The sequence below is a fragment of the Winogradskyella psychrotolerans RS-3 genome, assembly GCF_000427335.1.
Classification (GTDB): domain Bacteria; phylum Bacteroidota; class Bacteroidia; order Flavobacteriales; family Flavobacteriaceae; genus Winogradskyella; species Winogradskyella psychrotolerans.
On record NZ_ATMR01000166.1, the window covers coordinates 1 to 5,547 of the forward strand.

At 45.8% G+C, this 5,547-nt stretch carries 2 tRNA genes and 3 rRNA genes; all 5 read left to right on the top strand.

The features are described from left to right. The first annotated feature begins 304 nt into the window (after positions 1-304). The 5 genes from ADIWIN_RS15580 to rrf all read left to right on the top strand — a co-directional run bounded on the left by ADIWIN_RS15580 (position 305) and on the right by rrf (position 5,486). Positions 305-1,828, top strand: a 16S ribosomal RNA gene (locus tag ADIWIN_RS15580). A 92-nt stretch (positions 1,829-1,920) separates the two neighbouring features. After that, positions 1,921-1,994: transfer RNA gene (locus ADIWIN_RS15585), tRNA-Ile, on the top strand. 100 nt (positions 1,995-2,094) lie between these two features. Beyond that, a tRNA-Ala gene (locus ADIWIN_RS15590) sits at positions 2,095-2,171 on the top strand. A 212-nt stretch (positions 2,172-2,383) separates the two neighbouring features. Continuing rightward, a 23S ribosomal RNA gene (locus ADIWIN_RS15595) occupies positions 2,384-5,212 on the top strand. Positions 5,213-5,376: 164 nt separating this feature from the next. Further along, positions 5,377-5,486 (top strand): 5S ribosomal RNA (rrf, locus tag ADIWIN_RS15600). The 16S, 23S and 5S rRNA genes sit together here with 2 tRNA genes alongside, the layout of an rRNA operon. The last annotated feature ends 61 nt before the right edge of the window (positions 5,487-5,547 follow it).

Sequence of the window (5,547 nt, forward strand, 5' to 3'; positions counted from 1 at the left end):
GCACCCCGAAACAAAAACAATATGTTGCGTTTCGCACGTTCATTTCCAGAGAAACTAAAGTTGAAAAAAGGATTAAAATATTTTTTCAAATTAAGTTTGTGAGAATGAAAAAAGGGTTTTATATTTGCACCCGCTTAGCGAAACAACGTTAAGAGAAAGTAAAGAAAAAGTTCATTAACATATTGAATTGACAGCGTAAGAATCAACTGGAAACGGTTGATTTAAAACAAGAGAATAAATCATTTAGAGTACTAGAATAATTCCTATTAGTGGTTGAAAAAATAGTCGTAAGACTTAAAATTTAACGATGAAGAGTTTGATCCTGGCTCAGGATGAACGCTAGCGGCAGGCCTAACACATGCAAGTCGAACGGTAACATTTCTAGCTTGCTAGAAGATGACGAGTGGCGCACGGGTGAGTAACGCGTATACAATCTACCTTTTACAGGGGGATAGCCTTTAGAAATGAAGATTAATATCCTATAGTAAGTTATCATTGCATGATAGTAACTTTAAAGTTTCGGCGGTAAAAGATGAGTATGCGTTCTATTAGCTAGATGGTGTGGTAACGGCACACCATGGCAACGATAGATAGGGGCCCTGAGAGGGGGATCCCCCACACTGGTACTGAGACACGGACCAGACTCCTACGGGAGGCAGCAGTGAGGAATATTGGACAATGGGCGAGAGCCTGATCCAGCCATGCCGCGTGCAGGAAGACTGCCCTATGGGTTGTAAACTGCTTTTATACAGGAAGAAACCTCAGAACGTGTTCTGAGCTGACGGTACTGTAAGAATAAGGATCGGCTAACTCCGTGCCAGCAGCCGCGGTAATACGGAGGATCCAAGCGTTATCCGGAATCATTGGGTTTAAAGGGTCCGTAGGTGGATAATTAAGTCAGGGGTGAAAGTCTGCAGCTCAACTGTAGAATTGCCTTTGATACTGGTTATCTTGAATTATTGTGAAGTGGTTAGAATATGTAGTGTAGCGGTGAAATGCATAGATATTACATAGAATACCAATTGCGAAGGCAGATCACTAACAATATATTGACACTGATGGACGAAAGCGTGGGGAGCGAACAGGATTAGATACCCTGGTAGTCCACGCCGTAAACGATGGATACTAGCTGTTCGGTTTTCGGACTGAGTGGCTAAGCGAAAGTGATAAGTATCCCACCTGGGGAGTACGTTCGCAAGAATGAAACTCAAAGGAATTGACGGGGGCCCGCACAAGCGGTGGAGCATGTGGTTTAATTCGATGATACGCGAGGAACCTTACCAGGGCTTAAATGTAGATTGCATTAGGTGGAGACACTTATTTCTTCGGACTATCTACAAGGTGCTGCATGGTTGTCGTCAGCTCGTGCCGTGAGGTGTCAGGTTAAGTCCTATAACGAGCGCAACCCCTGTTGTTAGTTGCCAGCGAGTCATGTCGGGAACTCTAACAAGACTGCCAGTGCAAACTGTGAGGAAGGTGGGGATGACGTCAAATCATCACGGCCCTTACGTCCTGGGCTACACACGTGCTACAATGGTAGGGACAGAGAGCAGCCACTGGGTGACCAGGAGCGAATCTATAAACCCTATCACAGTTCGGATCGGAGTCTGCAACTCGACTCCGTGAAGCTGGAATCGCTAGTAATCGCATATCAGCCATGATGCGGTGAATACGTTCCCGGGCCTTGTACACACCGCCCGTCAAGCCATGGAAGCTGGGAGTGCCTGAAGTCCGTCACCGTAAGGAGCGGCCTAGGGTAAAATTGGTAACTAGGGCTAAGTCGTAACAAGGTAGCCGTACCGGAAGGTGCGGCTGGAACACCTCCTTTCTAGAGAAAGACGACTAATAAGGAAAGTTCTAATAAAGGAAATAATTAGTTTATTCTCTTGCTGTTAATTTAAAATTATAATAATTAAGTAGAGTCTCATAGCTCAGCTGGTTAGAGCGCTACACTGATAATGTAGAGGTCGGCAGTTCGAGTCTGCCTGAGACTACTAATTAATTATAAAAGGAAATTCTAGAAGTAGTAATCCACCCAAAAGTCGGCACAAGCGACTGCAAACTGCAGACTGTGGACTGTTAACTTAGAGAAATGGGGGATTAGCTCAGCTGGCTAGAGCGCCTGCCTTGCACGCAGGAGGTCATCGGTTCGACTCCGATATTCTCCACCAAAGATGTCTAATTTATTAGATATTTGAAAGTTCATTGACATATTGAAAAAGATACATGAAATAATATAGAGAGATTTATCTCTTTATATAGTAATAGTGATTAATTACAGCTTACGAGCTTTGTAATTAAACACAAAGTTCAGTTTAGCGCTAATAGCCAAAGGCTAAAAGCAAAGATCTGAATAGTAACTCATTAAAAAGACAAAAGTACACAATAAGCTAAATAAGAGCGTATGGGGAATGCCTAGGCTCTCAGAGGCGATGAAGGACGTGATAAGCTGCGAAAAGCTACGGGGATTGGCACATACAAATTGATCCGTAGATATCCGAATGGGGCAACCCACTATATTGAAGATATAGTACACCGTAAGGTGAGCAAACCCGGAGAACTGAAACATCTAAGTACCCGGAGGAGAAGAAAACAAAAGTGATTCCGATAGTAGCGGCGAGCGAAATTGGATTAGCCCAAACCAGTATTGTTACGGCAATGCTGGGGTTGTAGGACCACGACATTAGAAGCAGGATGAATTAGAATTGTTTGGAAAGACAAGCCGTAGACGGTGATAGCCCGGTATAAGTAAAGAATGTGGATATAGTGGTATCCTGAGTAGTGCGGGGCACGTGAAACCCTGTGTGAATCAGTCGGGACCATCCGATAAGGCTAAATACTCCTGAGAGACCGATAGTGAACTAGTACCGTGAGGGAAAGGTGAAAAGAACCCTGAATAAGGGAGTGAAATAGAACCTGAAACCATACGCTTACAAGCGGTCGGAGCAGACTTGATCTGTGACGGCGTGCCTTTTGCATAATGAGCCTACGAGTTACCGTTGCTAGCAAGGTTAAGTGATTAAGTCACGGATCCGTAGCGAAAGCGAGTCTGAATAGGGCGCTTTAGTTAGTAGTGGTAGACGCGAAACCGTGTGATCTACCCATGGGCAGGGTGAAGCTGTGGTAACACACAGTGGAGGCCCGAACCGGTTGACGTTGAAAAGTCTTCGGATGACCTGTGGGTAGGGGTGAAAGGCCAATCAAACTCGGAAATAGCTCGTACTCCCCGAAATGCATTTAGGTGCAGCGTTGATTTATAGTTTTATAGAGGTAGAGCTACTGATTGGATGCGGGGGCTTCACCGCCTACCAATTCCTGACAAACTCCGAATGCTATAAAATGTTAATCAGCAGTGAGGGCATGGGTGCTAAGGTCCATGTCCGAGAGGGAAAGAACCCAGACCATCAGCTAAGGTCCCCAAATATATGTTAAGTTGAATAAACGAGGTTGAACTGCTTAGACAGCTAGGATGTTGGCTTGGAAGCAGCCATTCATTTAAAGAGTGCGTAACAGCTCACTAGTCGAGCGGTTCGGCATGGATAATAATCGGGCATAAACATATTACCGAAGCTATGGACTTATTAATAAGTGGTAGGGGAGCATTGTAGTGTCGTCGAAGGTGTGCTGTGAGGCATGCTGGAGAAGCTACAAAAGAAAATGTAGGCATAAGTAACGATAATGCGGGCGAGAAACCCGCACACCGAAAGACTAAGGTTTCCTCAGCTATGCTAATCAGCTGAGGGTTAGTCGGGACCTAACGCGAACCCGAAAGGGGTAGTGGATGGACAACAGGTTAATATTCCTGTACCTGCTCACACTAAAAGTGACGGAGGCGAAAAGTTAGTGCGTACTGACGGAATAGTACGTTGAAGCGAGTGGTAACACCGCGATAGTACACTGAGACTCCGGTCAAGGTGATAATCTAGCAAATCGACTTCCAAGAAAAGCGAGTGAAGCAGCCCGTACCCTAAACCGACACAGGTAGTTGGGATGAGAATTCTAAGGTGCTCGAGAGATTCATGGCTAAGGAACTAGGCAAAATCGACGCGTAACTTCGGGAGAAGCGTCGCCTCCCTTCGGGGAGGCCGCAGTGAAAAAGTCCAGGCGACTGTTTATCAAAAACACAGGGCTCTGCTAAATCGAAAGATGATGTATAGGGCCTGACACCTGCCCGGTGCTGGAAGGTTAAGTGGAGGGTTTAGAAGTTTACTTCGAAGATCTCAAATGAAGCCCCAGTAAACGGCGGCCGTAACTATAACGGTCCTAAGGTAGCGAAATTCCTTGTCGGGTAAGTTCCGACCTGCACGAATGGTGTAACGATCTGGACACTGTCTCAGCCATGAGCTCGGTGAAATTGTAGTATCGGTGAAGATGCCGATTACCCGCAGTGGGACGAAAAGACCCCGTGAACCTTTACTATAGCTTAGTATTGGCTTTGGATAAGTAATGTGTAGGATAGGTGGGAGACTTTGAAGTGGCGTCGCTAGGCGTTGTGGAGTCATTGTTGAAATACCACCCTTTGCTTATCTAGAGTCTAACCTCTAACCAGGGACAGTGCTTGGTGGGTAGTTTGACTGGGGTGGTCGCCTCCAAAAGAGTAACGGAGGCTTCTAAAGGTTCCCTCAGCACGCTTGGTAACCGTGCGTAGAGTGCAATGGCATAAGGGAGCTTGACTGAGAGACATACAGGTCGATCAGGTACGAAAGTAGAGCATAGTGATCCGGTGGTTCCGTATGGAAGGGCCATCGCTCAAAGGATAAAAGGTACTCCGGGGATAACAGGCTGATCTCCCCCAAGAGCTCATATCGACGGGGGGGTTTGGCACCTCGATGTCGGCTCGTCACATCCTGGGGCTGGAGAAGGTCCCAAGGGTTGGGCTGTTCGCCCATTAAAGTGGCACGCGAGCTGGGTTCAGAACGTCGTGAGACAGTTCGGTCTCTATCTACTGTGGGCGTTAGAAATTTGAGTGGATCTGACTCTAGTACGAGAGGACCGAGTTGGACGAACCTCTGGTGTACCAGTTGTTCCGCCAGGAGCATTGCTGGGTAGCTACGTTCGGAAGGGATAAGCGCTGAAAGCATATAAGCGCGAAACCCACCACAAGATGAGATTTCTTTTAAGGGTCGTGGAAGATGACCACGTTGATAGGCTATAGGTGTAAAGGCAGTAATGTCATAGCCAAGTAGTACTAATAACCCATAGGCTTATTGTTACTTCGACTTCGCTCAGACAACCAGCAATGGTTAATGAGCGAGTCCGTTTTTTTATTAAAGTATACGTTACGATACATATCATGTGATTTTTTCAATATGTCAACAATATTAGTGTTGATTATTTATAACAACCCAAGTTCTGACCAAAATCAGAATAAAAACTTAAGGTGGTTATAGCGACGGGGCTCACCTCTAACCATTCCGAACAGAGTAGTTAAGCCCGTTTGCGCCGATGGTACTGCTTTACTGTGGAAGAGTAGGTCACCGCCTTTTTTGTGTCGATGTTAAATCGATATTTTTAAAACCCTTACTAGACAACTAGTAAGGGTTTTTT